The following is a 24,411-nucleotide window of genomic DNA, read 5'->3' as shown; positions in this document are numbered from 1 at the left end:
ATGGCTGGCGTCGTTACCAAGGGCCTGGGCGGCCGTGCTGCCCCCGCCGCCACGCGTTTCCGGGATGCCACGGGTGAAGCGCCGTGGGTGCGCTACACCCTGATCGCGATTGCGGTGCTGTTCCTCGCGCTGTTCCTGTTCATTCCGCTGGCTTCGGTATTTTATGAAGCGCTGCGCAAAGGCGCGCAGACTTATTTCGACTCGCTGGTGGAGCCCGATGCCGTGGCCGCGATCCAGCTCACCTTGCTGGTGGCCGCCATCGCGGTGCCGCTCAATGTGGTGTTTGGCGTGGCGGCGTCCTGGGCCATCGCCAAGTTCGAATTCCGCGGCAAGAGCCTGCTGACCACGCTGATCGACCTGCCGTTCTCGGTGTCTCCGGTGATCTCCGGCCTGGTCTACGTGCTGCTGTTCGGCGCGCAGGGCTGGCTCGGGCCGTGGCTGGAGGCGCACGACATCAAGATCATGTTCGCGGTGCCGGGCATCGTGCTGGCCACCATCTTCGTCACCTTTCCGTTTGTGGCGCGCGAGTTGATCCCGCTGATGCAGGCGCAAGGCAGCGAGGAGGAAGAGGCCGCCATCGTGCTGGGCGCCTCGGGCTGGCAGACCTTCCGCCGCATCACGCTGCCCAACATCCGCTGGGGCCTGCTGTATGGCGTGATCCTGTGCAATGCGCGGGCGATGGGCGAGTTCGGCGCGGTCTCGGTGGTGTCGGGCCATATCCGCGGCCTGACCAACACCATGCCGCTGCACGTGGAGATTCTCTACAACGAATACAACTTCGCGGCCGCCTTTGCGGTGGCGTCGCTGCTCACACTGCTGGCCCTGGTCACGCTTGGCATCAAGACGCTGGTGGAGTACCGGGCCAGCCGCGAGCACAGGGAAGACGAGAACTTTGCGCCGGAGAACCCGAGCGCTGGCAAATTGCAAGGACAGGCATCATGAGCATCCAGGTCAAGAATGTGCAGAAGCGCTTCGGCAATTTCGTTGCGCTCGACGACGTCACCCTCGATTTCGACGAAGGCCAGCTGACGGCGTTGCTGGGGCCCTCGGGCTGCGGCAAGACCACGCTGCTGCGGATCATCGCCGGGCTGGAACGCGCGGACGCCGGCCAGATCCTGCTGGAAGGGCGCGATGCCTCGCACCAGCACGTGCGCCAGCGCCAGGTCGGATTTGTGTTTCAGCATTACGCGCTGTTCAAGCACATGACGGTGTTCGAGAACGTGGCCTTCGGCCTGCGCGTCAAGCCGCGCGCCGAGCGCCCCGGCGAGGCGCAGATCCGCGACAAGGTGCGCGCACTGCTGGAACTGGTGCAGCTCGACTGGCTGGCCGACCGCTATCCGCCGCAGTTGTCCGGCGGGCAGCGCCAGCGTATTGCGCTGGCCCGCGCGCTGGCGGTGGAGCCGCGCGTGCTGCTGCTCGACGAGCCCTTCGGCGCGCTCGACGCCAAGGTGCGCAAGGAACTGCGCCGCTGGCTGCGCCGCCTGCACGACGAGCTCCATGTCACCAGCGTGTTTGTCACCCACGACCAGGAAGAGGCGCTCGAAGTGGCCGACCAGGTGGTGCTGATGAACCGCGGCCATGTGGAGCAGGCGGGCACGCCGGAGGCGGTCTACAACCATCCGGCCACGCCGTTCGTGTTCGGCTTTCTCGGCAACGTCAACCTGTTCCACGGCCGGCTTGAGGTCGGGGAGCGGGGCGGCCTGCTGCATACCGGCGACTCGATCCTGCCGGTGATCGGCAGCGGCCATGAGACCGCCGGCGACGCCGTGGCCTATGTCCGCCCGCACGATCTCGACCTCGAGCGCTATTCGCCCGGCACCGACGGCATTGCCGTGACGCTGCGCCGCGCGCTTACCCTGGGCCCCGTGGCCCAGCTCGAGCTGGAGCGTGAAGACACCCAGGAAGTCATCGAAGTGGCGCTGCCGCTCGAGCGCTTCCGCCACCAGGGCTTCCGCGAGGGCGAGCTGCTCGCCGTGCGGCCGCGCCGGCTGCGTGTCTTCGTCCAACCCCATTCATCCGCCCCGGCTAGCGCCAGGGGCACGCCGGCAGGAGCCGCACAATGAACTTCCAGCAACTGCGTTCCATCCGCGAGGCGGTGCGCCGCCAATTCAACCTGACCGAGGTGGCCAATGCGCTCTATACCTCGCAGCCCGGCGTCTCGCGCCAGATCCGCGAGCTGGAGGAAGAGCTCGGCGTCGAGATCTTCGAGCGCTACGGCAAGCGCCTGACCGGCCTGACCGAGCCCGGGCGCGAAATCGTGCGCATCGTCGAGCGCCTGCTGCTCGAGGCCGAGAACCTGCGCCAGGCGGGCGACGAATTCGCCGGGCGCCATACCGGCCGCCTGACGGTGGCCACCACCCACACCCAGGCGCGTTATGCCTTGCCCAAGGTGGTGCAGAGTTTCCGCCGCGCCTACCCCCATGTGACGCTGGCGCTGCAGGAAGCCTCGCCCGCGCACATCGTGGAGCTGGTGCTGAGCGGCCAGGCCGATATCGGCATCGCCACCGAGGCGGTGGCCAGCGAGGCCGGGCTGACCTCGTTCGAGGCCTATACCTGGCGCCACGTGCTGGTGGTGTCGCCGGATCACCCGCTGACGCACCTGCCGGAGCCGACGCTGGAAGACATCGCCGGCTTCCCGATCATTACCTACGATGCCGGCTTCACCGGGCGCCGCAAGATCGACGGCGCCTTTGCCGCCGCCGGCCTGCAGCCGGAGATCGTGCTGACCGCCATGGACGCGGACGTCATCAAGACCTACGCGGAGCTGGAGCTGGGCGTGGGCATCATCGCCTCGATGGCCTACGACGAGCGCAAGGACGCCGGGCTGGTGCGGATCGCGGCCGACCATCTGTTCGAGCCCAACACCACCAGCGTGGCCGTGCGCCGCGGCGCCTACCTGCGCGGCTACGCGCATGCCTTCATCAACATGTTCGCGCCGCACCTCTCGCGCGACACCGTCAGCAGCGCGCTGTCCGAGCCGGCGGGCGGGCAGGTGGTCGAGGCCTGACAGCCTGGGCTAGCGGCACCTGGGCAGGCCCGGTGCCGATCGCGCCGCATCCTCGCGATTCGCGCCATCCGCACTCCATTCGTCGCACGCTACTTTCGTCGCGACCGGTGTCCGCGTAAAGTCGCTACTGTCCGTGGCGGAATACGTTGATACCGTCACATGGCTTGATGCACCGCAATATCGACGGTGCGCGGGTCCGCACGAGAGGAGAGCGCGATGAAGCAAGGCCGTGGCGGCAAGGGGCTGATCGCCCCGATCATCCTGATTGCATTGGGCGCGGTGTTCCTCGCGCAAAACGGCGGCCTGCTGCCGGCCTACCTGGTGCGGGATGGCTGGCCCGTGCTGCTGATCGCCCTGGGCGCCATCGTGCTTGTGCGCCGCCTGGCCTGGCGGCGCGTCGACCAGCGCGGCCCGAAGCCATGAGCGCGCGCCCTGAAGGGCTGCTGAGCTGGCAATGGCGCGGCTACGCCCGCAACCACAATCACCCTCGCAGCCTGCTGCTGCACATTGTCGCGGTGCCGATGTTCATGGCCGGCAATGTGCTGCTGGCCTATGGCGTGCTGTCGCTATCCGTGCCCGCGGTAGGGCTTGGCGTGCTGTGCATGGCCTTGTCGATGATGCTGCAAGGGCGCGGGCACCGGCTTGAGGCGGTCAGGCCCGAGCCGTTTGCCGGCCCGCTCGACATCGCCCGGCGGATCCTGGCCGAGCAATGGATCACGTTTCCGCGCTATGTGCTGTCGGGGCAGTGGTGGGCCGCGTTGCACGGCCACGGTGCCAATCCCGCGATGGATGACGCCAACGTGGCGCCGCGTGCCTGCGAGCCGGGCGACGGCTGTCAGCACCTGTGATCGGCCTTTACAATAACCAATAACGCTCAGTCATCCTCGACCTTGCCCCTATGAAAGCGCTGGATCGCTGTCCCGCCGCCATCCCCTCCAGGATCTCGATCCTCGCGCGCGACCTGGTGTTCGTGCTGTGCGCGAACACCATCATCGCCGTCAGCCTGAACTACGGTTTCCGCACGGGCGGCTCGCTGTGGCACAACTTCGTCTACAGTCAGCTTATCGGCCTGTCGATCTGGCTGCTGATCGATATCGCCCGCGTAGTGATCTGGTGGAATGATCGTCCCACGCGCTGGCCCTTCCTGTGCCTGACCGCCGTTGCCGTGCCGCTGGGCGTGATCATGGGCAGCTGGACCACGCGCGTGGTACTGAACGAGCCGGCGAAGTCCTTCGAGGAAGCTACCGATATGCTGCGCATGTGCCTGGTAGTGGGCATGCTTGCATCGGCCAGCATGATTTACTTCTACTGGTCGCGCGAGAAGCTCGCCCATCTCGAGCGGCAGGCCGCGCTCGACGCGCTGCAGCGCGAAGAGGCCGAAAAGCAACTGGTGCGCGCGCAGCTGATGGCCCTGCAGGCGCAGATCGAGCCGCATTTCCTGTTCAACTCCCTGGCCAACCTGGATTGCCTGATTGCCACCGACCAGCAGGCCGCAAGGCGCCTGCTGCAGCGGCTGATCGGCTTCCTGCGCATGTCGCTGTCCCACACGCGCGCCGAGCAATGCACGCTGCGCCAGGAGTTCGAGTTGCTGCGCAGCTACCTGGACATCCAGGCCCTGCGTTTCGGCACGCGCCTGGCCTATGAAATCGAGCTTCCGCCCGAGCTGGCGGAGGTCGAGATCCCGCCCATGCTGATCCAGCCGCTGGTGGAGAACGCGGTCAGCCACGGCATCGAGCCGTGCATGCGTGGCGGCAGGATCGTGCTGTCGGCCAGGGCGCAGGGCGACAACGCCGTGCAGGTGGTCATCACCGATACCGGGGTAGGTTTCGGGCATGCCGTGACCAAGGGCTCCGGCCTCGGGCTGACCCATGTGCGCGAGCGGCTGGCGCGGATTTTCGGCGCGGCGGCCAGCATGCAGATGGAAGAAAACACGCCACGCGGCGTGATCGTCCGGCTGACGTTGCCCGTTGTGCGCACGGCGGCGGCTGCCGCCGCCCACGCACCCATGCCGGTGCCCGCGTGCAAGGCCGCCGGCGCGCGCGCCATCCCCCCCGTGAGCGCAGCCACGCAAGGCATTTCCCATTCTTGATGCACCTCGCCGCTTTGCCGCTTAGCCGCTTCGACTGCTTGGACTGATTAGACTGATTGGACTTGCCTCGACCCATCCGCCCCTTACTTCCGTTTCCATGGCCCCGACCCTGTTGATCGCCGACGACGAGCCGCTGCTCGCGCGTGCCTTGCATGCCGAATTGTCCAGCCTCTGGCCCGAGGCGCAGATCGTCTGCGTGGTCCATGACGGCGTGTCCGCGCTGGAGGCGGCCCGCCAGCACCAGCCGCAGGTCGCGTTTCTCGATATCCGCATGCCAGGCATGAGCGGCATGGACGTGGCGCGCGAGCTGATGGAGTTCGATCTGCCGCCGCTAGTGGTGTTCGTCACGGCATACGATCAGTTCGCGCTGGAAGCCTTCGAGCGCGAGGCGGTCGATTACGTGCTCAAGCCGGTGCAGCCCGAGCGGCTGGAGGCCACGGTGCACCGCCTCAAGGCGAGGCTGGCGGCCCAGGCGCAGGCCAGCGAGGAGGGCGGCGCCGCCCTCGATACCGATCGCCTGGCGCAATTGCTGGCGCGCCTGGAGACCCTGGAGTCAGGCGGGCCCGGGCAGCAAGCGCCAGCGGGCGCGCCGCAACATGGCTACCTGCGCTTTATCAAGGCGCTGGTCGGCCAGGAGATCCGCATCATTCCGGTGGATGAAGTGATCTACCTGGAGGCGACGGACAAGTACGTCAACGTGGTGTCCGCCAGCGGCGAGGCGTTGATCCGCACCAGCCTGCGCGAACTGTCGCAGCAGCTCGACCCCGAGCGCTTCTGGCAGATCCATCGCGGCACGGTGGTCAATATCGACTGCGTGGCCAGTGCCGTGAACCAGTCGCTGGGGCGGCTCTCGCTCAAGCTGCGCAATCGCTCTGAAACCTTGCCGGTGGCGCGTCAGTACGCCTATCTGTTTAAACAGATGTAACGCGCAGGGCACCCCTGCCACGTGGGGTTTTACTCTATGATGCGGTATTCGCAGCGCGCCTCTTGAGCCTGGCAGCATGGCCAACGCGCCATGCCAAGCCTAGCCAGATAGCCGCCCGATGACTGCCGCCACCCTCGATCCCGTTCGCAATCCGCTGCGCCACGACGCCCAGGTCATCGGCCTGGTCGGCCTGGCCCACGGCGTTTCCCACTTCTTTCACCTGTTGCTGGCACCCCTGTTCCCGTGGATCAAGGCCGAGTTCGGCCTGAGCTATGCCGAGCTGGGCTTGCTGATGACGGTGTTCTTTGCCGTGTCGGCCGTGGTGCAGACCGCGTCGGGCTTCGTGGTGGACCGCTTTGGCGCGACGCCGGTGCTGTTCGGCGGCCTCGGGCTGCTGGGCGCGGCGGCCTTGCTGCTGTCGATCAGCCCGAGCTACGCGATGCTGCTGCTTGGCGCGGGCGTGGCCGGGATCGGCAACGGCGTGTTCCATCCCGCCGATTTCACCTTGCTCAACAAGCATGTTTCCCAGCCGCGGCTGGGGCATGCGTTCTCGGTGCATGGCATCTCGGGCAACCTCGGCTGGGCCGCCGCGCCGATCTTCCTGGTGACCATTGCCGAGCTCGTCAGCTGGCGCACCGCGCTCGCCAGCGCCTCGGCGGTGGCCTTTGGCGTGCTGGCCGTGCTGCTGGCCTTTCGGCATGTGCTGGATCCCCGCGCCGCCGCCGGTGCCGCGCCCAGGACGGCCGCCGCGGCGACCAAGGCGGGCGGCAGCATGCTGGCGTTCCTGAAGCTGCCGCAAGTGTGGATCTGCTGGGCCTTCTTTCTCGTCACCACCTTTTCGTTCTCCGGCATCCAGAGCTTCGCGCCGACCGCGCTGACCCAGCTCTATGGCATGCCGCTGACCCTCGCCACGGCGTCGTACACCATCTATATGCTGTGCAGCGCGGGCGGCATGATCGTGGGTGGCTTTGCCGCGGGACGCACCAGCAACCACGACCGCCTGATCGCAATGAGCTTCACGTTGTCGGGCTTGGTCGCGATCGTGGTGGGGCTGGGCGTGCTGCCGGCCGTGATGGTGCCGGTGCTGATGGGCGTGATCGGCTTCGGCGCGGGCACGGCCGGGCCTTCGCGCGACCTGCTGGTGCGTGCGGCAGCGCCTGCCGGCGCCACCGGCCGGGTTTATGGCGTGGTCTACTCTGGCCTGGATATCGGCCTGGCCAGCGGGCCGCTGTTCTTCGGCATGCTGATGGATGGGCACTGGCCAAGCTGGGTGTTCTTCATGATCGGCGCCTTCCAGATGCTGGCGATCTTCACTGCCGTCACGGTTGGCAATGGCAACCGCTCCCGCCGCGAGGTGGCGGGCAAGCGGGCGGCCGCCGGCTGACACAGGCACACGCAGGCACCAGTACCTCATCCACATTCCGCTTTCCACTTTCCATTTTTCTGATTCGGGAGCCCTTCATGAGCTTTGCTACCACTGACCTGTGCGACGCCAATGAGGCTCGCCTGGCCGACGGCTCGCTGCGCGTGCTGTCGCCGGTATTCCGGCACTTCGGCAAGCGTGCCGCGTTCTCTGGCCCAGCGGCCACGCTCAAGGTGTTCGAGGACAACTCGCTGGTGCGCGAGGCGGTCGAATCGCCGGGCAACGGCCGCGTGCTGGTGGTCGATGGCGGTGGCTCGCTGCGCTGCGCGCTGGTGGGCGGCAACCTTGGCGTGCTGGCTGAGAAGAACGGCTGGGTCGGGATCCTCGTCAATGGCTGCGTGCGTGACAGCGGGGAGCTCGCGGTGTGCGATATCGGCCTGCGCGCCCTGGCCCTGCATCCGCAGAAGAGCCAGAAGCGCAATGTGGGCGAGCGCGAGGTCACCGTGCAAATGCCCGGCGCCGTGGTGCGGCCCGGCAACTGGATCTATGCCGACGCCGATGGCGTGCTGGTGTCGGACACCAAGCTGGAGGGCTGAGCATGCCGGTGGTCTTTGTCTATGGCACGCTGCGTGCTGGCGAAGTCAACGACCTCAACGCGGCCGCACGCAGGCACGGCATTGCCGCGCCGCGCCTGATCGGCAGCGCGACCGTGGCGGGGCGGCTCTATGACTTCGGCACGTATCCCGGGCTGGTGCTGGACGCCGATGCGCCCGGCGTGGCTGGCGATTTGTACGAGGTCGATGCCGCGCTGGTGCCGGTGCTCGACGAGATCGAGGAGGTCTATCCGGGCCAGGCCTCGTTGTTCGTGCGCGAGGAGCGCGTGGTGGCGGTTGGCGATCAAGCCGTCAGCTGCCTGCTTTACCCGGTAGGCGAGGAGGCAGTCGCGGGCCTGCCGCGCATTGCATCCGGCGACTGGGTGGCCTATCGGCGCGCCCGTTAGTCCGTTAGTCCGTTAGTCCGTTAGCCCGCTTGCGTTTGAAACGCCACGCCGCGGGCTCGCCGCGCGGCCGGTCTTGGCGTAGCATCGGCAACCATTCCATCGTCCGATGTCATGGTTAAGCATGCACGCTCCCCATTCCCTTCCCAACCAGCGATTCGTCCAGTCCGGCGGCGTGCGGCTTGCCGTCAAGACCTGGGGCGATCCCGCGCACCCGGCCATGGTGCTGGTGCACGGCTATCCGGACAACAGCGCGGTCTGGCATGGCGTGGCGCCTCTGCTGGCCAATGACTATTACGTAGTGGCCTACGATGTGCGCGGCGCCGGCGGCTCTTCGGCGCCCAAGGGCGTGGCCGCCTATCGCCTGGCGCGCCTGGCGGACGACTTCAGCGCGGTGATCGACGCGATGTCTCCCGATGCGCCCGTCCACCTGGTCGGCCATGACTGGGGTTCGATCCAATGCTGGGAGTTTGTCACCGAGCCACGCCTGCGCGGCCGCATCGCTTCGTTCACGTCGTGCTCCGGGCCTTGCCTGGACCATGTCGGCCACTGGATGCGAGGAAACCGGCGCCTGTCGTTCACGGCGCTCTCGCGCTCGCTGCGGCAGATGGTCTCGTCCTGGTACATCTATATCTTCCATCTGCCGTGGCTGCCCGAGCTAAGCTGGCGGCTCTGGATGGGCCGCGCCTGGCCGCTTTACCTGAGGCGGACCGAGGGCATCGAGGCGGATCCCAATCCCACCCGGGCGGAGGACGGCCGCCACGGGCTGGCGCTGTATCGCGCCAATATGCTGCCGCGCCTGCTTTCACCGGGCGAGCGTCACGCGCACGCGCCGGTGCAGGTGATCGTGCCGCTGCTGGATCGCTATGTCAGGCCGGCGCTGTCCGAGGATCTGTCGCGCTGGGTGGAGCGCTGGTGGCGCCGGGAGGTCAGCGCGCGGCACTGGCTGCCGCTGGCGGACCCCGCCGGCATGGCGGCGATGGTGCGCGACCTGGCCGGGCATATCGACGGCGATCCGGAGCCGCTGGCATTGCACCAGGCACGGATGGCGCCAAATCCTGAAATTTCATAATGCGGAAAGCTGTTTTGTGCGGCAAAAAATGGTGATGCGCAGCACAACGGGCATTTCTCATGATGGAAGATTGCTTGCCGCATTGTGAAAAATATCTTGTAACCAATTGATTGTAAAAGATAAAAAAACGAAGCAAGGACTGCATTCCGAGCTGTTGCGACGCGAGGTGTTTTTCTACACTCTTATATAAGACACATGACCTAAGCGGCAAAAAAAAGGGGTGACGAGGCCAGCAGATCAACGCGCCGAAACACCCCGAAGGTGCCCCGGTCGGCAAGTCGGCACCACGGTCCGCCCAGCCTGTCGCAAGTTTCCAATGCCATCCCCGCTTTGAACTCTAGGAGAGTGAAATGTCCCGCGAAACCGAAGCAAAGAACCTGCAAAATGAGTGGGATACCAATCCCCGCTGGAAGGGCGTCGCGCGTCACTACACCGCCGATGACGTCGTGCGCCTGCGCGGCTCCGTGCAGATCGAGCACACCTTGGCCCGCCGCGGCGCCGAGAAGCTGTGGCACCTGCTGAACACCGAGCCGTTCGTCAACACGCTGGGCGCGCTGACCGGCAACCAGGCCATGCAACAGGTCAAGGCTGGCCTCAAGGCCATCTACCTGTCGGGCTGGCAAGTCGCAGGCGACGCCAACCTGGCCGGCGAAATGTACCCCGACCAGTCGCTGTACCCGGCCAACTCGGTGCCGCAAGTGGTGCGCCGCATCAACAACACCTTCCAGCGCGCCGACCAGATCCAGTGGAGCGAAGGCAAGGGCGATACCGATTTCTTCGCGCCGATCGTGGCTGACGCCGAAGCTGGTTTCGGCGGCGTGCTCAATGCCTTCGAACTGATGAAGTCGATGATCGACGCAGGCGCTGCCGGCGTTCACTTCGAAGACCAGCTGGCTTCGGTCAAGAAGTGCGGCCACATGGGTGGCAAGGTGCTGGTGCCGACGCGTGAAGCCGTTGCCAAGCTGACCGCCGCGCGGCTGGCTGCCGACGTGTCCGGCGTGCCGACCCTGGTGATCGCTCGTACCGATGCAGAAGCCGCCGATCTGCTGACCTCCGACGTGGATGAGCGCGATCGCCCGTTCTGCACCGGCGAGCGCACGGTGGAAGGTTTCTACCGCGTCAAGCCGGGCATCGAGCAATCGATCTCCCGTGCCCTGGCCTACGCCGAAGTGGCCGACCTGGTGTGGTGCGAGACCGGCAAGCCTGACCTGGAATTCGCCAAGAAGTTTGCCGAGGCTGTTCACGCCAAGTTCCCGGGCAAGATGCTGGCCTACAACTGCTCGCCGTCGTTCAACTGGAAGAAGAACCTCGACGACGCCACCATTGCCAAGTTCCAGAGGGAACTGGGCGCCATGGGCTACAAGTTCCAGTTCATCACGCTGGCCGGCTTCCACTCGCTGAACTACTCGATGTTCAACCTGGCCTACGGCTATGCCCGCAACCAGATGAGCGCATTCGTCGAACTGCAGGAAGACGAGTTCAAGGCCGCCGAGAAGGGCTTCACCGCCGTCAAGCACCAGCGCGAAGTCGGCACCGGCTACTTCGACGCCGTGACCCAGACCATCGAAGGCGGCCAGTCGTCCACGACCGCCCTCAAGGGTTCGACCGAAGACGAACAATTCTTCGACAAGAAGGTAGCCTGAAGCTTCAGATCGCGAGATCGAAAAGCAGAATGGCTGACTGGCCCAATAGCCGGTCATCTTGAGGGGCGTGCGACCATCACGCCCTTCAATTAGGCGCCGCGCCGTCTCCCTCTCAGGGACGGCGCGGTTTTTTGCTTTTTGGGGGGCGGTCCGTGAAAAATGTCAAAAATTGTGAATTTTTGCAATTTGGCCATTTATGGGTAAATTGAGATGTTTTTTGGCGATATGATGCTGCCCGTGTGTAAGCAGAGCCACACCGCAGGTCGCCGGCCAGCCGCCGGCACATCTCTATTCAAGTCACTGGCGAGCAACCCGGCCGGTGTCGATCCCAAGAAGGCAACAAACATGAAGCACAAACTTTCCCTGGCCGCTATCGTCGCGCTCTGCGCTGCCTTGGCCGGCTGCGCCGGCACCAATGTCGACGGCATGATGGGTGCCGGCACCTCGCTGCTCAAGGCGGCCTCGCTGAGCGACGGCGATGTCAAGGCCATGTCCGACCAGTCTTGCGCCGAGCTCGACAAGGCCAACAAGATCGCAGCCCCCGGCAGCACTTACAACAAGCGCCTGACCAAGATCATGGCGGGCCTGCAGTCGAGCGGCCTGCCCAACGTCAACGCCAAGGTCTACCTGACCAAGGACGTCAACGCCTGGGCCATGGCTAACGGCTGCGTGCGCGTGTACAGCGGGCTGATGGACATGATGAACGACGACGAAGTGCGCGGCGTGGTGGGGCATGAGCTGGGCCACGTGGCGCTGGGCCACACCAAGAACAAGATGCAGGTGGCGTACACCGCCATGGCGGCGCGCGGCGCGCTGGCCGCCGCCGGTGGCACCGCGGCCGCGCTGTCGGCCTCGCAGCTGGGCGAAATGGGCGAGCAACTGATCAACGCGCAATTCTCGCAAACGCAGGAAAGCGCCGCCGACGATTACTCGTTCGATGTGCTGACCAAGAACAAGGCCAATACCCGTGGCCTGGTCACGGCGTTCCAGAAGCTGGCCAAGCTCGATGGCGGCAAATCCAGCATGTTCTCGTCGCATCCGGGCTCGGACGATCGCGCCAAGCACATCGAAGACCGCATCACGAAGGGCAACTGATCCTGGCCGGCCCTGCCGCATAGGCGGGCCGGTCAAGCAAAAAGGCTGGCTACCCGGTTCCGGGCGGCCAGCCTTTTTGTCGTTTGTCGTTTGTCGTTTGTCGTTTGGCGCCAGGGCGCGCTCAGCGATACACGATCACCGGGATATCGGTGTGCGTCAGCACCTTCTGGGTTTCGCTGCCCAGCAGCAAGCCCGACAAGCCACGCCTGCCGTGCGAGGCCATGAAGATCACGTCGCAGCCATGGCGCTCGGCCGCGTCGATGATGCCCAGGTAGGGCACCGCGAAGGTGGACATGTCGGCGTCAAAGCTGATGCCGTCGGCCCGGGCGGCGGTTTCCACTTCCTTCAGGTATAGCTTGGCCTGGCTTTCGATGCGGTCCCTGAAGGCCTGTGGCGCCTCCACCACGATCTCGCTGAACGGCGTGTAGGGATACTCCTCCAGGCAGACATAGGCGGTGACCCGCGCGTTGATTGTCTTGGCCAGCTCCAGCGCGCCGTCGATGGCCTTTTTGGACAGTTCCGAACCGTCGGTGGGTAGCAGGATGTGCTTGAACATGCTGGGCTCCTTTGGGGCGAATGGACCGGATTTACCTTTGGACGGAGGCAGGCCGCACGGCACCTGTCAGCATTCATTGTAGGCAGGGGTGGCGCATGCGGCATTGCCTTAAATCAAATCGAACTAGGAATTGACCGCCAGTTGCGGCCTGCCGGCGGCGGATGCCTGTTCCGCGCGGCGCCAGTAGGCCGGGTTCCCATAGGTGTTCTTCAGGTGGTCGATGAACAGCCGCACCCGCAGCGGCAGGTGCTTGCGCTGCGGAAAGACAGCGTGGATGCCGATCGGCGGCGCCTGGAACTCGTCGAGCACCGTGACCAGCCGGCCGCTGGCGATTTCCTGCCCGACTTCCCACCAGGAGCGCCATGCCAGCCCGTGGCCATGCAGGCACCACGCGTGCAGCACCGCGCCATCGGTGCATTCCATGGTGCCGCCCACCTTGACCGTGACCGCGCGGCCTTCCTGCTGGAAGGCCCAGCCGCGCTGCACGTTGGCGCTGGCGCCGAAGGCCAGGCAGTTGTGACGGGTGAGATCCTCGGGCAGGGCGGGCACGCCATGGCGCGCCAGGTAATCGGGGGACGCCACCACCACGCGCCGGTTCTCTGCCAGGCGGATCGACACCAGGCTGGAGTCGGGCAGGTCGCCCAGGCGGATGGCGCAGTCGAAGCCCTCGTTGACGAGATCCACCACGCGGTCCGACAGGTCCAGCGTGATGGTCACATCCGGGTGCGATTCGATGAACAGCGGCACCAGCGGCGCCACGTGCTTGCGCCCGTAGCCCGCCGGCGCGGTCACGCGCAGGTGGCCGCTGGCCTTGACGCCGCCCGCCGAGACGCTGGCCTCGGCGTTGTGCAGGTCGTTGAGGATGCGCTGGCAGTCTTCCAGGAAGGCCGAGCCTTCGAAGGTCAGGCTGATCTTGCGCGTGGTGCGCAGCAGCAGCTTGACGCCCAGGCGCTCTTCCAGCGCATCGATGCGCCGGCCGATGATGGCCGGCGCCACGCCTTCAGCCGCCGCGGCCGCCGAAAGGCTGCCCCGTGCGGCTACCGAGACGAACGTCTCCAATTGTTTGAAATGATCCACGAAGCTCGCCGGTTTTGTGCCTCATGCCGCCCAAAGCAGGGGGCGGCAGAGGCAATGGGGTGGATTTGGTGCCTTATCTTTATACCGTTAGCGAAGATTAGTGGGGTAAAAGTAAAAGATCAAGTGACCCTGACCGACTTTGCCGCACTGCAACGTCTCCCTACAATGCTATGCATTCATTGGTGTACAGGCCCACGCAGTGGCGCTGGCCTGCCGGGTATGCCGGGTTTTTCGGGTTTGTCCAAGGGAACCGCTCCAGCTCATGCAAAAGATCCGCGCAGTCGTCTTCGATGCCTATGGCACGCTGTTCGACGTGTATTCCGTCACCGCGCGCGCGGAGCAATTGTTTCCGGGCAAGGGCGAGGCGCTGGCGCTGCTGTGGCGCGAGCGTCAGATCGACTACACCCGCATCCGCTCGATGGCCGCGCCCGACGGCGCATACTACAAGCCGTTCTGGGCGCTGACTGTGGATGCGCTGCGCTATGCGGCCGAGCGCCTGCAACTGGTGCTGGATCCTGCCCTGGAGGCGCAACTGCTCAAGGAGTACGCGTGCTTGTCGGCCTTCCCGGAAAACCTCGGCGCGCTCAAGCGCCTGCGGGCAGCCGGGCTGCCGCTGGGCATTCTTTCCAACGGCAATCCGCAGATGCTGGATATCTCGGTCAAGAGTGCCGGCATGCACGGGCTGTTCGACCACGTGCTGTCGGTCGACGCGGTGCGCATGTACAAGACCGCGCCCGAGGCCTACGCGCTGGGCCCCAAGGCGTTTGGCGTGCCGGCAGGGGAGATCCTCTTCGTCTCGTCCAATGGCTGGGACGCTTGCGGCGCCACCTGGTACGGCTACACCACGTTCTGGATCAATCGTGCCGGTCATCCGGCGGAGCGGCTCGATGTGAGCCCTTCCGGCACCGGGCACGACATGAATGACCTGCTCGAATTCGTCCGCGCCCAAGGTGCGGCGGTTTGACGGCGGGCACCTTTAATCAACCATCGATCACAGGAGAACACTGATGGCCATCACGCTGCCTGCGGGCATGAAGATTACCGGCGAAATCCTGCCGGCTTACGAAGACATCCTCACGCCGGCGGCCCTGGCCCTGGTGGACAAACTGCATCGCGCCTTCGAGCCGCGCCGCCAGGAACTGCTGGCCGCCCGTGTCGAGCGCACCAAGCGCCTGGACGCCGGCGAGCTGCCCGACTTCCTTGCGCAGACCAAGAGCGTGCGCGAAGGCGACTGGAAGGTCGCGCCGGTGCCGCCGGCACTGCATTGCCGCCGCGTGGAAATCACCGGCCCGGTCGAAGCCAAGATGGTCATCAACGCGTTCAACTCCGGCGCGGACAGCTACATGACCGACTTCGAGGACTCCAACACCCCCAACTGGCATAACCAGTTGCAGGGCCAGGTCAACCTCAAGGCCGCCGTGCGCCGCACCCTCACGCTGGATTCCAACGGCAAGCACTACAAGCTGAACGACAAGATCGCCACGCTGCAAGTGCGCCCGCGTGGCTGGCACCTGGACGAGAAGCACGTCACCATCGACGGCCAGCGCGTCTCCGGCGGCATTTTCGACTTCGCGCTGTTCCTGTTCCATAACGCCAAGGAACAGATCGCACGCGGCGCCGGCCCCTTCTTCTACCTGCCGAAGATGGAAAGCCACCTCGAAGCGCGTCTGTGGAACGACGTCTTCATCATGGCCCAGAACGAAATCGGCCTGCCGCAAGGCACCGTCAAGGCAACCGTGCTGATCGAAACGATCCTGGCCGCCTTCGAGATGGAAGAAATCCTGTACGAGCTGCGCGAGCACAGCGCCGGCCTGAACGCTGGCCGCTGGGACTACATCTTCTCGTGCATCAAGAAGTTCAAGGTCGACAAGAACTTCTGCCTGGCCGACCGCGCCAAGGTCACCATGACCGCGCCGTTCATGCGCTCGTACGCGCTGCTGCTGCTCAAGACCTGCCACAAGCGCGGCGCGCCCGCCATCGGCGGCATGAGCGCACTGATCCCGATCAAGAACGATCCGGAGAAGAACGCCATCGCCATGCAAGGCATCATCAACGACAAGAAGCGCGACGCCACCGACGGCTACGACGGCGGCTGGGTGGCTCACCCGGGCCTGGTCGAGCCGGCCATGAAGGAATTCGTGGCAGTGCTGGGCGACAAGCCCAACCAGTTCGACAAGCAGCGCGACGACGTCAACGTGGCGGCCAAGGACCTGCTGGACTTCCAGCCGGAAACCCCGATCACGGAAGCCGGCCTGCGCATGAACATCAACGTCGGCATCCACTACCTCGGCTCCTGGCTGGCTGGCAACGGCTGCGTGCCCATCCACAACCTGATGGAAGACGCCGCCACCGCCGAGATCTCGCGCTCGCAGGTGTGGCAGTGGATCCGCTCGCCCAAGGGCAAGCTGGAAGACGGCCGCAAGGTGACCGCCGAGATGGTGCGCGCGCTGATCCCGGAAGAACTGGCCAAGGTCAAGGCTTTCGTCGGTGGCGAGACCACGACGTATGACCGCGCCGGCGAGATCTTCGAGCAGATGTCCACGTCGGAGGACTTTGCCGAGTTCCTGACGCTGCCGCTGTACGAAGAGATCTGATCGGGCGGTAGCACTTGCCTGGCCGGGGCTTTTGCCTCGGCGAAAAAAACCGCAGCCTGGTGCTGCGGTTTTTTTTTTTGGTGCGCCCGGCAGGGCGCACTCACTCGATCTCCTCGCCGCCGGGAAATCGATAGGCGGCGATGGATGCTCTCCGAGCATCCATCGCACGCGCCCGGAACGCTCGCCGTCGGCCTGGCCGCAAGCTGTTTGCGCAGCGCCTTTGCACGCCGATCCCGCCTCGGAGCGCTCGGATCCAGCCCCTCGAATTCTTCGTCCACCCGCGCGCCCCGACGCCTTGGCCATCCGCGCCAAAGAATACGAGAGTGAAGGCGCGTCCGCGCATGTTTACAGCCCGCTGTGCCCACATTCCGCTAGTTGCCGGCTGCATGTCGTTGAGGCGGGGCTTCGACTTTCGCATGACGATAGGGCTGTAAGTATCCAGGTATTGATTTAATTCTTTTCCGTAAAACAAGAATTTTCTTGGGCTTATTTTATTTCATGAGATCTATGATTTGGTCACCGTCAAGTGGCCTCAGTGCCATTGCGTTTCTTACCGTGACTGCATCTGGCGTGGAATGCGTCAGGCAGGATGCGGTTCGATTCGGAAGCCGGTGCATCGGTCCCATATGGACCTGCATTTAAACCGGGGTGCATCTAATAGATTGATTCATTGCCCCAATTACCAACGGAAGAAGGAAATCACATGAAGCGTACTATTCTCGGCTCTCTCACAGCCGGCTGTGTGGTCATGGCCGCCATGGCTCCCTCGCTGTCGCATGCGTTCGATGGTCAGCTGGACTTCACCGGCTCCATCACGGACGTCACCTGCACCATCAACGGCAAGCCGGCCGGGCCCAACAATCGCACCACCGTGGATCTGGGCCGCGTGGACCCCGTCATCTTCACGGGCATTGGCGTGAAATCCCCCGCCGTACCGTTCAGCCTGGTACTGGGCGGCGGGACGGCCTGCAAGGATAAAACGAAGGCCTCCATTTCCTTTGATACGGGCTCCGCCAACATCGATCCCGTCACCGGCAACCTGATCCTGCAGGGCACCGCTGCGGCGAAGGGCGTGCAGATCGAGGTTAGCGACAACGGCAACAAGGCCACTGGCAAGATCCCGCTGCACCTGGCTCAGACGAACCCGCAGGTGGCCACGATCACGGACAACACCGCAACGCTGACCTACAGCGCGGCCTATGTCCAGACCGCTGCCGCCGTCACGGCGGGTGCGGGTAACTCGTTCATCCGCTACACGATGGCCTACTACTAAATCGAGCCGGGTTTAATTGCCAGGAATGCCATGACGTCGGTCGCTCGCATCTCTTCACTTCTTGCCGCCGGTGTCGTGGCGCTCGCCGCCTGCGCCAGCGTGGCGCAGGCTTCCATTGTCATACAGGGTACGCGACTGGTCTTCCCGTCCGATGCCCGCGAGGTTACCGTCAGGCTGAACAACATCGGCAGCGAGCCCGTTCTCGTGCAGAACTGGCTGGACGATGGCCAGGCGGACATGCCGCCCGAGAAAGTCCGGGTTCCCTTCATGGTCTCGCCGGCGGTCGGCCGGGTAGAGCCGAGCAAGGGCGCGGTGCTGCGCATCGCCTATACGCAGGAACCACTGCCGGCCGATCGCGAGACGGTGTTCTGGCTCAATGTGCTGGAGGTGCCCTCGACGAAAGAGGGCGCCGAGAATGCGCTCCTGTTCGCCTTCCGCAGCCGTATCAAGGTCTTCTTCCGGCCCGTGCAACTGACGGACGTCGATGCCGCTCCCGGCAAGCTTGCCTGGAAGCTGGCCAATGTCGATGGCAAGGGGCCGGGTGGAAAGACGGCGAAGCAGCTTGCCGTGGAGGTCAGCAACCCCACGCCTTACTACGTTTCCTTCGGCCGGGTCGACGCCAGGCTGGACGGCAAGTTTGTCTCCGCGGGTGGTGGCATGGTGGCTCCGCTCGGCAAGGAGACCTTTGTACTGCCCGAAGCAAAGCCCGGCAATCATCCCGGCGCCCTGGTCCGATACGAAGTCATCAATGACTACGGTGGCCGGTACACGGAAGAAAAGGCATTGGCAAATTAGCCACTAAGAGGCCGTTTCAACATGAAGTGAAGCGGTTCTGGCCAGGCGCGCAGCCGCAGACAGTACGAGTGGCACGTCCAAGGCCGCGCAACGACGCCAGCATCTTTTGGAAACGGCCTCTAATCATTCCCGTCCCGATTCCTTTCGCCGTATCGGTTGTACAGCGGCCTCCAGCTTCCGCAGATAGGACAAATTCGTCGCTCTATGCAATCCTCCGTTCGCCTTGTTCAACCCGCTTGCCCGGCTCGCGTCGGCAGTGTGGCTGCGCTGCCGACCTCCAGGCCGGGGCGCCTTGCGCCTCGCCTGATCGGCGCCGTAGCGGCGATCGTGATGTCGCCGACCGCCTGGGCGGCGGCGACCGTTGTGGGTGGGCAGGGCGCGGGGACGCGCCAGTCCATGGATCTCGGCGCGCAGATTGGCGAGACCTTGGCGCAGGAAAGTAAAGAGGCACAGGGCGGGGACCCGGAGCGCGCGCGAAGTGCCGGCAGCGATGGAGGCGGGCCCGCGCCCGAGCCGCGGCTGCTGTCCGCCCTGGACGGCAAACGGGTGATATTCGACACCTACATGCTGGCGCAGGGCGCCGAGGGCATCACGATCGATACCAGCCGTTTCGAGCGGCTGGATATCGTCGCGCCGGGCAAGTACCGCGTCGAACTGCATGTCAATGGCCAATGGCGCGGCACCGAGGATATCGAGTTCCAGCAGGTTGTGGGCCGGGAAAGCGCACAGGCATGCTACGACCGCGATCTGCTCACCCGCGCAGGTGTCGATCTGAACAAGAGCGCGCGCGGCCAGGATCCCGCACGGCCGCCCAACCCGATGCCGGAAGGCCCGGTCTGTGCCGACATCGGCAACTATGTTCCCGGCGCCGAACTCAAGTTCGACCAGGCGGAGCAGGCGATCTATCTTTCCGTGCCGCAATACTATCTGCGGCTGACCACATCGAAAAACTATGTCGATCCGCAGCGTTGGGACAGTGGCGTTCCGGCGCTGCTGCTCAACTACAACACCAATATCTTCACCACCCAGAGCCAGGGACGCAACACCACCCAGGCCTACGCGGGCCTGAACCTGGGGGCAAACCTCGGGCCGCTGCGATTGCGCCACAACGGCTCGGTTACCTGGTCGCCGCTGACCGGCACGCGCTATCAGCGTGGCTATATCTATGGCCAGACCGATCTGCCCGCGCTGCGCTCGCAAGTGCTGGTCGGCGAGAGCTCGACCAGCGGCGAGCTGTTCGATTCGGTGTCGTTCCGCGGCGCGCAGATCTTCAGCGACGACCGCATGCTGCCCGAGACGCAGCGCTACTACGCACCTGTGGTGCGCGGTACCGCCGGCTCGAACGCCCGGGTCTCGGTCCACCAGCGCGGCTTCCTGGTCTACGAGACCACCGTGGCGCCGGGGCCGTTCGAGATCAACGACCTGCAGGTTGCCAGCTACGGCGGCGACCTGCAGGTGACCGTGACAGAGGCCAACGGGCAGGCGCGTACCTTCCTGGTGCCCTTTGCCACCACCGTGCAATTGCTGCGGCCGGGCGTCACGCGCTACAGCGTGACCGCGGGCAGGGCTAGCGACCCCTCTCTGCAAGGCAGCGGACAGTACGTCGTGCAGGGCACACTGCAACACGGCATCAACAATATGGTCACCGGCTACGGTGGCGTGGCCTTCGCCAGCAATTATGTGTCCGGGCTGCTGGGCGGGGCGCTCAACACGCGCTTCGGTGGCTTTGGCGCCGACGTCACGTGGGCCAGGGCCACCGTGCCAAACGGCGATAGCCTGCGCGGCTCCAGCTTCCGTGTTTCTTACAGCAAGAATTTGCCGAACAGCGGTACCAGCTTCTCGCTGCTGGCGTACCGCTATTCCACGCGCGGCTATCTTGGCCTGCGCGATGCGCTGATGCTGCACGATGCCGTCGAGCGCGGCGCGGCGGTCGATTCCTTCGCGCGCACGCGCAGCAGAGTGGATGCCAACATCAGCCAGCAGCTCGGCGCGAATGGCGGCAATGTCTACCTCAACGGCTCCTCGCTCCAGTACTGGAACCAGCGTGGCCAGGCGCTCAGTTTCACGCTGGGCTATAGCAACCAGTGGCGCGGCAACACCTATTCCGTGTCCGTGCAGCGCGTGCAGAACGCGGGGGGCGGTGGGGCCTTGTATGGGGGAGCCGGCAGTGGCAACAGCACGCTGGTCAGCCTCAACCTGTCGATTCCACTGGGAAAGTCCGCCCGCGGCGCTCCCGTCCTGAACACCTTCGTCACGCACGACGACAGCGCCGGCACGCAGGTTTCTTCCGGCGTTTCGGGGCTCATCGACCAGCAGGGCAAGGGCTCGTACTCGCTCTCCGGCACTTATGACGACCGGCGCCATGCCGCCTCGGGCAACGCCAGCATCAACTGGCGCCTGTCCGACGTCACGCTGGGTGCCAGCATTGGCCAGGGCCAAGGCTATCGGCAGGCATCGGCCAACGCGCAGGGCGGCCTGGTCGTTCATCCGGGCGGCATCTCTATGGCACAGACCCTTGGCGAGACCATCGGCGTGGTCCATGCGGCGGATGCGCGGGGCGCCCGGGTCGGCTACGGCGGCGCCAGCGTGGACCGGCGCGGCTACGCGGTCGTGCCCAGCCTGATCCCTTATCAGTTGAACAGCATCGATGTCGATCCCAAGGGCATCCCCGACGACGTCGAACTGAAGGTGACCTCGCGCAGCGTCGCGCCGCGCGCTGGCTCGGTGGTGATGCTCACCTACGAAACCCGCAGGGCGCGCGCCGTGCTCATCAATAGCCGCATGCCCAATGGCGAACTGCTGCCCTTCGCCGCCACCGCCATCGACGCCGAAGGCGGCATGGCGATCGGCGCCGTGGGCCAGGGCAGCCGCCTGGTGGTGCGCACCGAGACGGACCGCGGCTCGATCCGCGTCGAATGGGGCAAGAAGCCCGAAGAGCGCTGCGTGATCGACTACACCCTGCCCGCGCGCGTGCAGGGCAAACGCAGCGGCTACGAAATGCTGGACCTGCCGTGCCTTCCATTGCCGGCCGGTGGCGTGGGCAGCAAAGAGCTGGCCGCGCGTCCGTGAAGCCGAAGCAACCCGGAGCCGGGCAACTGTGCAGTACCAGGACGGCAGCGCCAGGCAATCCGGCCGGCATGCAGAACCAGGGAAGGGCGAGCCGCATGACCAATCCGATCATCCCGGGCAGAAGCGATCGCAGGCCGCGTTGCGAGCGGCCGTGGCGCCGTGCCGGGGCCATGCTGACCTTGCTGCTGTGCCTGGCGCCGGCCGGTGCGCTGGCGGCGTTGTCGATCATCGGCACCCGCTTTGTCTACCCCGCCGATCTGTCGGCGCTGAGCGTGAGGCTGCGCAATGCGGGCGACAGCCCGATCCTGGTCCAGGCCTGGCTGGACCAGGGAGAGGTCAATGCCGATCCGGCCAGGCTGAGCGTGCCCTTCATCTTGTCGCCGCCGTTGCTCAGGCTGGACCCGGAGCGCAAGACGGTGCTCCGGCTGCGCTACACCGGTGAGCCGTTGCCGGGAGACCGCGAGTCGGTGTTCTGGATCAATTTTCTGGAGGTGCCGCCGCTGGCCGAGGACAGCGCCAGTCTGCTTCGCCTGTCTTACCGCACGCGCATGAAGCTGCTGTTCCGGCCGGCGGGATTGCCCGGCACTGCGGACGAGGCCATCGGGCAGGTGACATGGGCGTTCGGCAGGGCAGGCAAGGCGGGCGGCGCCGTCCTGGAAGCAACCAACCCTACGCCATACCACGTGTCGCTGGCGCGGATGGAGGTCGGGCGCGGCGGCGCATCGGTGGAACTGGACGGCCAGACCATCGCGCCGCTTGGCGTCACGCGGTTCACGCTGCCCGGCTGGCAGGGCGCCACCGCGGACGAGGCGGTGGTGCATTACGAAGCCGTCAGGGATAGCGGCGAACTGATCGTCGGGAACGCAAACGTCAAAAGGTAGTTTCGATGCAGGTCGAGGGGTGGCCCGATGAGGAAGTCCAACGCCATCGGGCTGGGAGCGGCGCATGCACATCGATTGGGCCGCTCGTGAAATGAATGAATTGCCATGGGAAGAAATCAAGTGACTGCTGGCCGTGAAACCTTTGTCGATGCCGATGCGCAAGCCTGCCGGGCGGTCGGTGGCCGGGCTGCGCGCCGCACCTTCGGGCTGCGTGCCTGCGGTGTCGGCCTGATGTTGCTGCTGCCGGTCGCGGGGCATGCGCAGGTGCCCGGTGGGCCCAACGCGTCCAATGCGCCCACTGCGGCGAATGCGGTGAATGTACCCAACATACCCAGGGCCGGGCAGACCATGCGCGATCTCGAAACCGTGCGTCCGGAACTGCCTGCGCCGTCCAGTGTGGAGCTGGACCTGCCCAAGGCGGGAGATCGCACCGCGCCCGCCGCGCCCGCCGACCCGGGGATGCGCCTGAAGGTGCAGGGTTTTCGCATCGACGGGAACAAGGTGTTCGACTCGGCGCAACTGCTGCCCTTGCTGGACGACCTGAACGGCAGCGAGCAGGACCTGGCAGGCCTGCGCGCGGCGGCGGACCGCATCACCGCGTATTACCACGAACGCGGCTACCTGCTGGCGCGCGCCTTCCTGCCGCCGCAGGATATCGAGGACGGCATGATCCGGCTCCAGGTGATGGAGGGCAGGTACGGGCGGATCGTGCTGCAGAACAAGTCGCGCGCATTTGACGGCGTGCTGCGCCAGCCGCTGTCGAGGCTCAGGAGCGGCGAGGCGGTGCATAGCGCGGAACTGGAAAGCAGCCTGCTGCTGCTCAACGATATCCCCGGCGCCGAGGCCAAGGGCACCTTGCAGTCCGGCACGGAGCCCGGTACCACCGACCTGCTGGTCGAGGCGGAGCCCGGGCCGCTGGCCGGCGGCAGCCTGGAGGCGGACAACTATGGCGGCTACTACACCGGCGAATACCGCCTGGGCGGCAGCTTCTACCTGAACAACCCGTTGCGGCTGGGGGACCAGCTGAGCCTGCGCGTGCTTGGCAGCGACAAGCGGCAGCGCTACTACCGCGCCGGTTACCAGTTGCCGGCCGGGCCCTGGTCCACGCGCGTGGGCGTGTCGTACTCGGACATGGGCTATCACCTCGGCAAGGACTTCGCGGTGCTCGAAGCGCACGGCCGCGCCAGCATCCGCAGCGTCTTCGTCTCGCAGCCGCTGCTGCGCGGCCGCGCCTTCAACCTGAGCGCCCAGCTGCAGTACGACGACAAGCGGCTGCGCGACGAGATGGATCTGTTCGAAACCAATGTCGGCAAGCGCGTGGGGCTGTGGACCGCTGGCGTGAGCGGCAACGGCCAGGACAACGTATTCGGCGGCGGCCAGACCATGTTCTCGGCGAGCTACAGCACGGGACGGCTTCGCATCGACGATCCACTCACCGAGTTCATCGACCAGATCAGCGCGAGAGCCGGCGGCAGCTTCAGCAAGATGAACCTGAGCGCGGCGCGCCTGCAGCGGCTGGGCAATCGCTTCCAGCTCTATGCCCAGGCCAATGCGCAATGGGCGTCCGGCAACCTGGACGGCTCGGAGAAGTTCGGCATGGGCGGGCCCTATGGCGTGCGCGCCTACGCGCTCGGCGCCGGCAGCGGCGACCAGGGCTGGCAGGCCAGCCTGGAGTTGCGCTACGCGGTGGCCCCTGGCTGGCAGCTGAGCGCCTTCGTGGACAAGAGCGTGGTGGACGTCAACAAGCAGCCCTGGACCAAGGAGCGCAATACGCGCCGCTTGACGGGGGCGGGCATCGGTGGCGCCTGGGCCGGGCAGGGACATCAGGTCAGCCTGGCGCTGGCCTGGCCGGTGGGCCAGCGCGATGCAAGCGGGGGGCCGGTGCGCAGCCCCAGGTTTTGGGTTCAGGGCGCGCAGTACTTCTGAGCGCGCCGTGGACCGTGTCGGTGCAGTACCCGTGCTGCCGGGATGTTTG

Annotated in this window: 22 protein-coding genes; 20 read left to right on the top strand and 2 right to left on the bottom strand. The window is 65.6% G+C overall.

Features of this window, described 5'->3' with window-relative positions:
* From cysW to loiP, 13 genes are all read left to right on the top strand, one after another.
* Entirely contained in the window at positions 1-942 is a 942-nt protein-coding gene (gene cysW, locus ACX12D_RS11090; RefSeq protein WP_459371181.1) for a sulfate ABC transporter permease subunit CysW, read from the top strand.
* Positions 939-2,063: a sulfate/molybdate ABC transporter ATP-binding protein gene (locus tag ACX12D_RS11085; RefSeq protein ID WP_441630197.1), complete on the top strand. Its 1,125-nt coding sequence runs from the start codon at positions 939-941 to the stop codon at positions 2,061-2,063. Before cysW ends, ACX12D_RS11085 begins: the two co-directional genes overlap by 4 nt.
* A complete protein-coding gene (locus ACX12D_RS11080) occupies positions 2,060-3,007 on the top strand; it encodes a CysB family HTH-type transcriptional regulator (RefSeq protein WP_441630199.1) in 948 nt (315 codons plus the stop codon). Before ACX12D_RS11085 ends, ACX12D_RS11080 begins: the two co-directional genes overlap by 4 nt.
* Positions 3,008-3,223: 216 nt before the next feature.
* Complete coding sequence (locus tag ACX12D_RS11075) at positions 3,224-3,430, top strand: LiaI-LiaF-like domain-containing protein (protein WP_150983578.1); 207 nt, start codon at positions 3,224-3,226, stop codon at positions 3,428-3,430.
* A complete protein-coding gene (locus tag ACX12D_RS11070; RefSeq protein ID WP_459371179.1) occupies positions 3,427-3,855 on the top strand; it encodes a terminase in 429 nt (142 codons plus the stop codon). Before ACX12D_RS11075 ends, ACX12D_RS11070 begins: the two co-directional genes overlap by 4 nt.
* Before the next feature lie 50 nt (positions 3,856-3,905).
* Entirely contained in the window at positions 3,906-5,096 is a 1,191-nt protein-coding gene (locus ACX12D_RS11065; RefSeq protein ID WP_459371178.1) for a sensor histidine kinase, read from the top strand.
* 97 nt (positions 5,097-5,193) lie between these two features.
* Entirely contained in the window at positions 5,194-6,021 is an 828-nt protein-coding gene (locus tag ACX12D_RS11060; protein WP_459371177.1) for a LytR/AlgR family response regulator transcription factor, read from the top strand.
* Between the two features lie 118 nt (positions 6,022-6,139).
* On the top strand, positions 6,140-7,405 hold the full coding sequence (locus ACX12D_RS11055; RefSeq protein WP_459371176.1) for an MFS transporter: 1,266 nt from the start codon (positions 6,140-6,142) through the stop codon (positions 7,403-7,405).
* A gap of 77 nt (positions 7,406-7,482) precedes the next feature.
* Positions 7,483-7,980 (top strand): ribonuclease E activity regulator RraA, encoded by a 498-nt coding sequence (gene rraA / locus ACX12D_RS11050; RefSeq protein ID WP_459371175.1) that lies wholly within the window; start codon positions 7,483-7,485, stop codon positions 7,978-7,980.
* A 2-nt stretch (positions 7,981-7,982) separates the two neighbouring features.
* On the top strand, positions 7,983-8,384 hold the full coding sequence (locus ACX12D_RS11045; protein WP_459371174.1) for a gamma-glutamylcyclotransferase family protein: 402 nt from the start codon (positions 7,983-7,985) through the stop codon (positions 8,382-8,384).
* Between the two features lie 121 nt (positions 8,385-8,505).
* Complete coding sequence (locus ACX12D_RS11040) at positions 8,506-9,453, top strand: alpha/beta fold hydrolase (RefSeq protein ID WP_459371173.1); 948 nt, start codon at positions 8,506-8,508, stop codon at positions 9,451-9,453.
* Positions 9,454-9,803: 350 nt separating this feature from the next.
* Positions 9,804-11,096 carry an isocitrate lyase gene (aceA, locus tag ACX12D_RS11035; RefSeq protein WP_459371172.1) on the top strand — a complete coding sequence of 431 codons (1,293 nt, stop codon included), beginning with the start codon at positions 9,804-9,806 and terminating at the stop codon, positions 11,094-11,096.
* 345 nt (positions 11,097-11,441) lie between these two features.
* Positions 11,442-12,191: a metalloprotease LoiP gene (loiP, locus tag ACX12D_RS11030; RefSeq protein WP_459371171.1), complete on the top strand. Its 750-nt coding sequence runs from the start codon at positions 11,442-11,444 to the stop codon at positions 12,189-12,191.
* Between the two features lie 121 nt (positions 12,192-12,312).
* Here the strand turns inward: loiP and ACX12D_RS11025 are convergent, their stop codons facing one another.
* A complete protein-coding gene (locus tag ACX12D_RS11025; RefSeq protein ID WP_006161942.1) occupies positions 12,313-12,747 on the bottom strand; it encodes a universal stress protein in 435 nt (144 codons plus the stop codon).
* Positions 12,748-12,870: 123 nt separating this feature from the next.
* Positions 12,871-13,824: a LysR family transcriptional regulator gene (locus ACX12D_RS11020; RefSeq protein WP_459371170.1), complete on the bottom strand. Its 954-nt coding sequence runs from the start codon at positions 13,822-13,824 to the stop codon at positions 12,871-12,873.
* Positions 13,825-14,086: 262 nt separating this feature from the next.
* Here ACX12D_RS11020 and ACX12D_RS11015 point away from each other — a divergent pair, with 262 nt between their 5' ends.
* The 7 genes from ACX12D_RS11015 to ACX12D_RS10985 all read left to right on the top strand — a co-directional run bounded on the left by ACX12D_RS11015 (position 14,087) and on the right by ACX12D_RS10985 (position 24,362).
* Positions 14,087-14,788 carry a haloacid dehalogenase type II gene (locus ACX12D_RS11015; RefSeq protein ID WP_441630222.1) on the top strand — a complete coding sequence of 234 codons (702 nt, stop codon included), beginning with the start codon at positions 14,087-14,089 and terminating at the stop codon, positions 14,786-14,788.
* Between the two features lie 43 nt (positions 14,789-14,831).
* Entirely contained in the window at positions 14,832-16,418 is a 1,587-nt protein-coding gene (gene aceB / locus ACX12D_RS11010; RefSeq protein ID WP_459371169.1) for a malate synthase A, read from the top strand.
* Between the two features lie 703 nt (positions 16,419-17,121).
* Positions 17,122-17,691 carry a fimbrial protein gene (locus tag ACX12D_RS11005; protein ID WP_459371168.1) on the top strand — a complete coding sequence of 190 codons (570 nt, stop codon included), beginning with the start codon at positions 17,122-17,124 and terminating at the stop codon, positions 17,689-17,691.
* A gap of 30 nt (positions 17,692-17,721) precedes the next feature.
* A complete protein-coding gene (locus ACX12D_RS11000) occupies positions 17,722-18,486 on the top strand; it encodes a fimbrial biogenesis chaperone (protein WP_459371166.1) in 765 nt (254 codons plus the stop codon).
* Positions 18,487-18,816: 330 nt separating this feature from the next.
* A complete protein-coding gene (locus tag ACX12D_RS10995; RefSeq protein ID WP_459371165.1) occupies positions 18,817-21,555 on the top strand; it encodes a fimbria/pilus outer membrane usher protein in 2,739 nt (912 codons plus the stop codon).
* A 95-nt stretch (positions 21,556-21,650) separates the two neighbouring features.
* Positions 21,651-22,436 carry a fimbria/pilus periplasmic chaperone gene (locus ACX12D_RS10990; protein ID WP_459371164.1) on the top strand — a complete coding sequence of 262 codons (786 nt, stop codon included), beginning with the start codon at positions 21,651-21,653 and terminating at the stop codon, positions 22,434-22,436.
* A gap of 105 nt (positions 22,437-22,541) precedes the next feature.
* Positions 22,542-24,362, top strand: coding sequence for a ShlB/FhaC/HecB family hemolysin secretion/activation protein (locus ACX12D_RS10985; RefSeq protein ID WP_459371162.1), 1,821 nt, complete (start codon positions 22,542-22,544; stop codon positions 24,360-24,362).
* The last annotated feature ends 49 nt before the right edge of the window (positions 24,363-24,411 follow it).

The organism is Cupriavidus sp. PET2-C1 (assembly GCF_054515855.1).
Note: the sequence above shows the minus strand (reverse complement) of the source record. Positions and strands in the feature narration are given on the sequence as shown.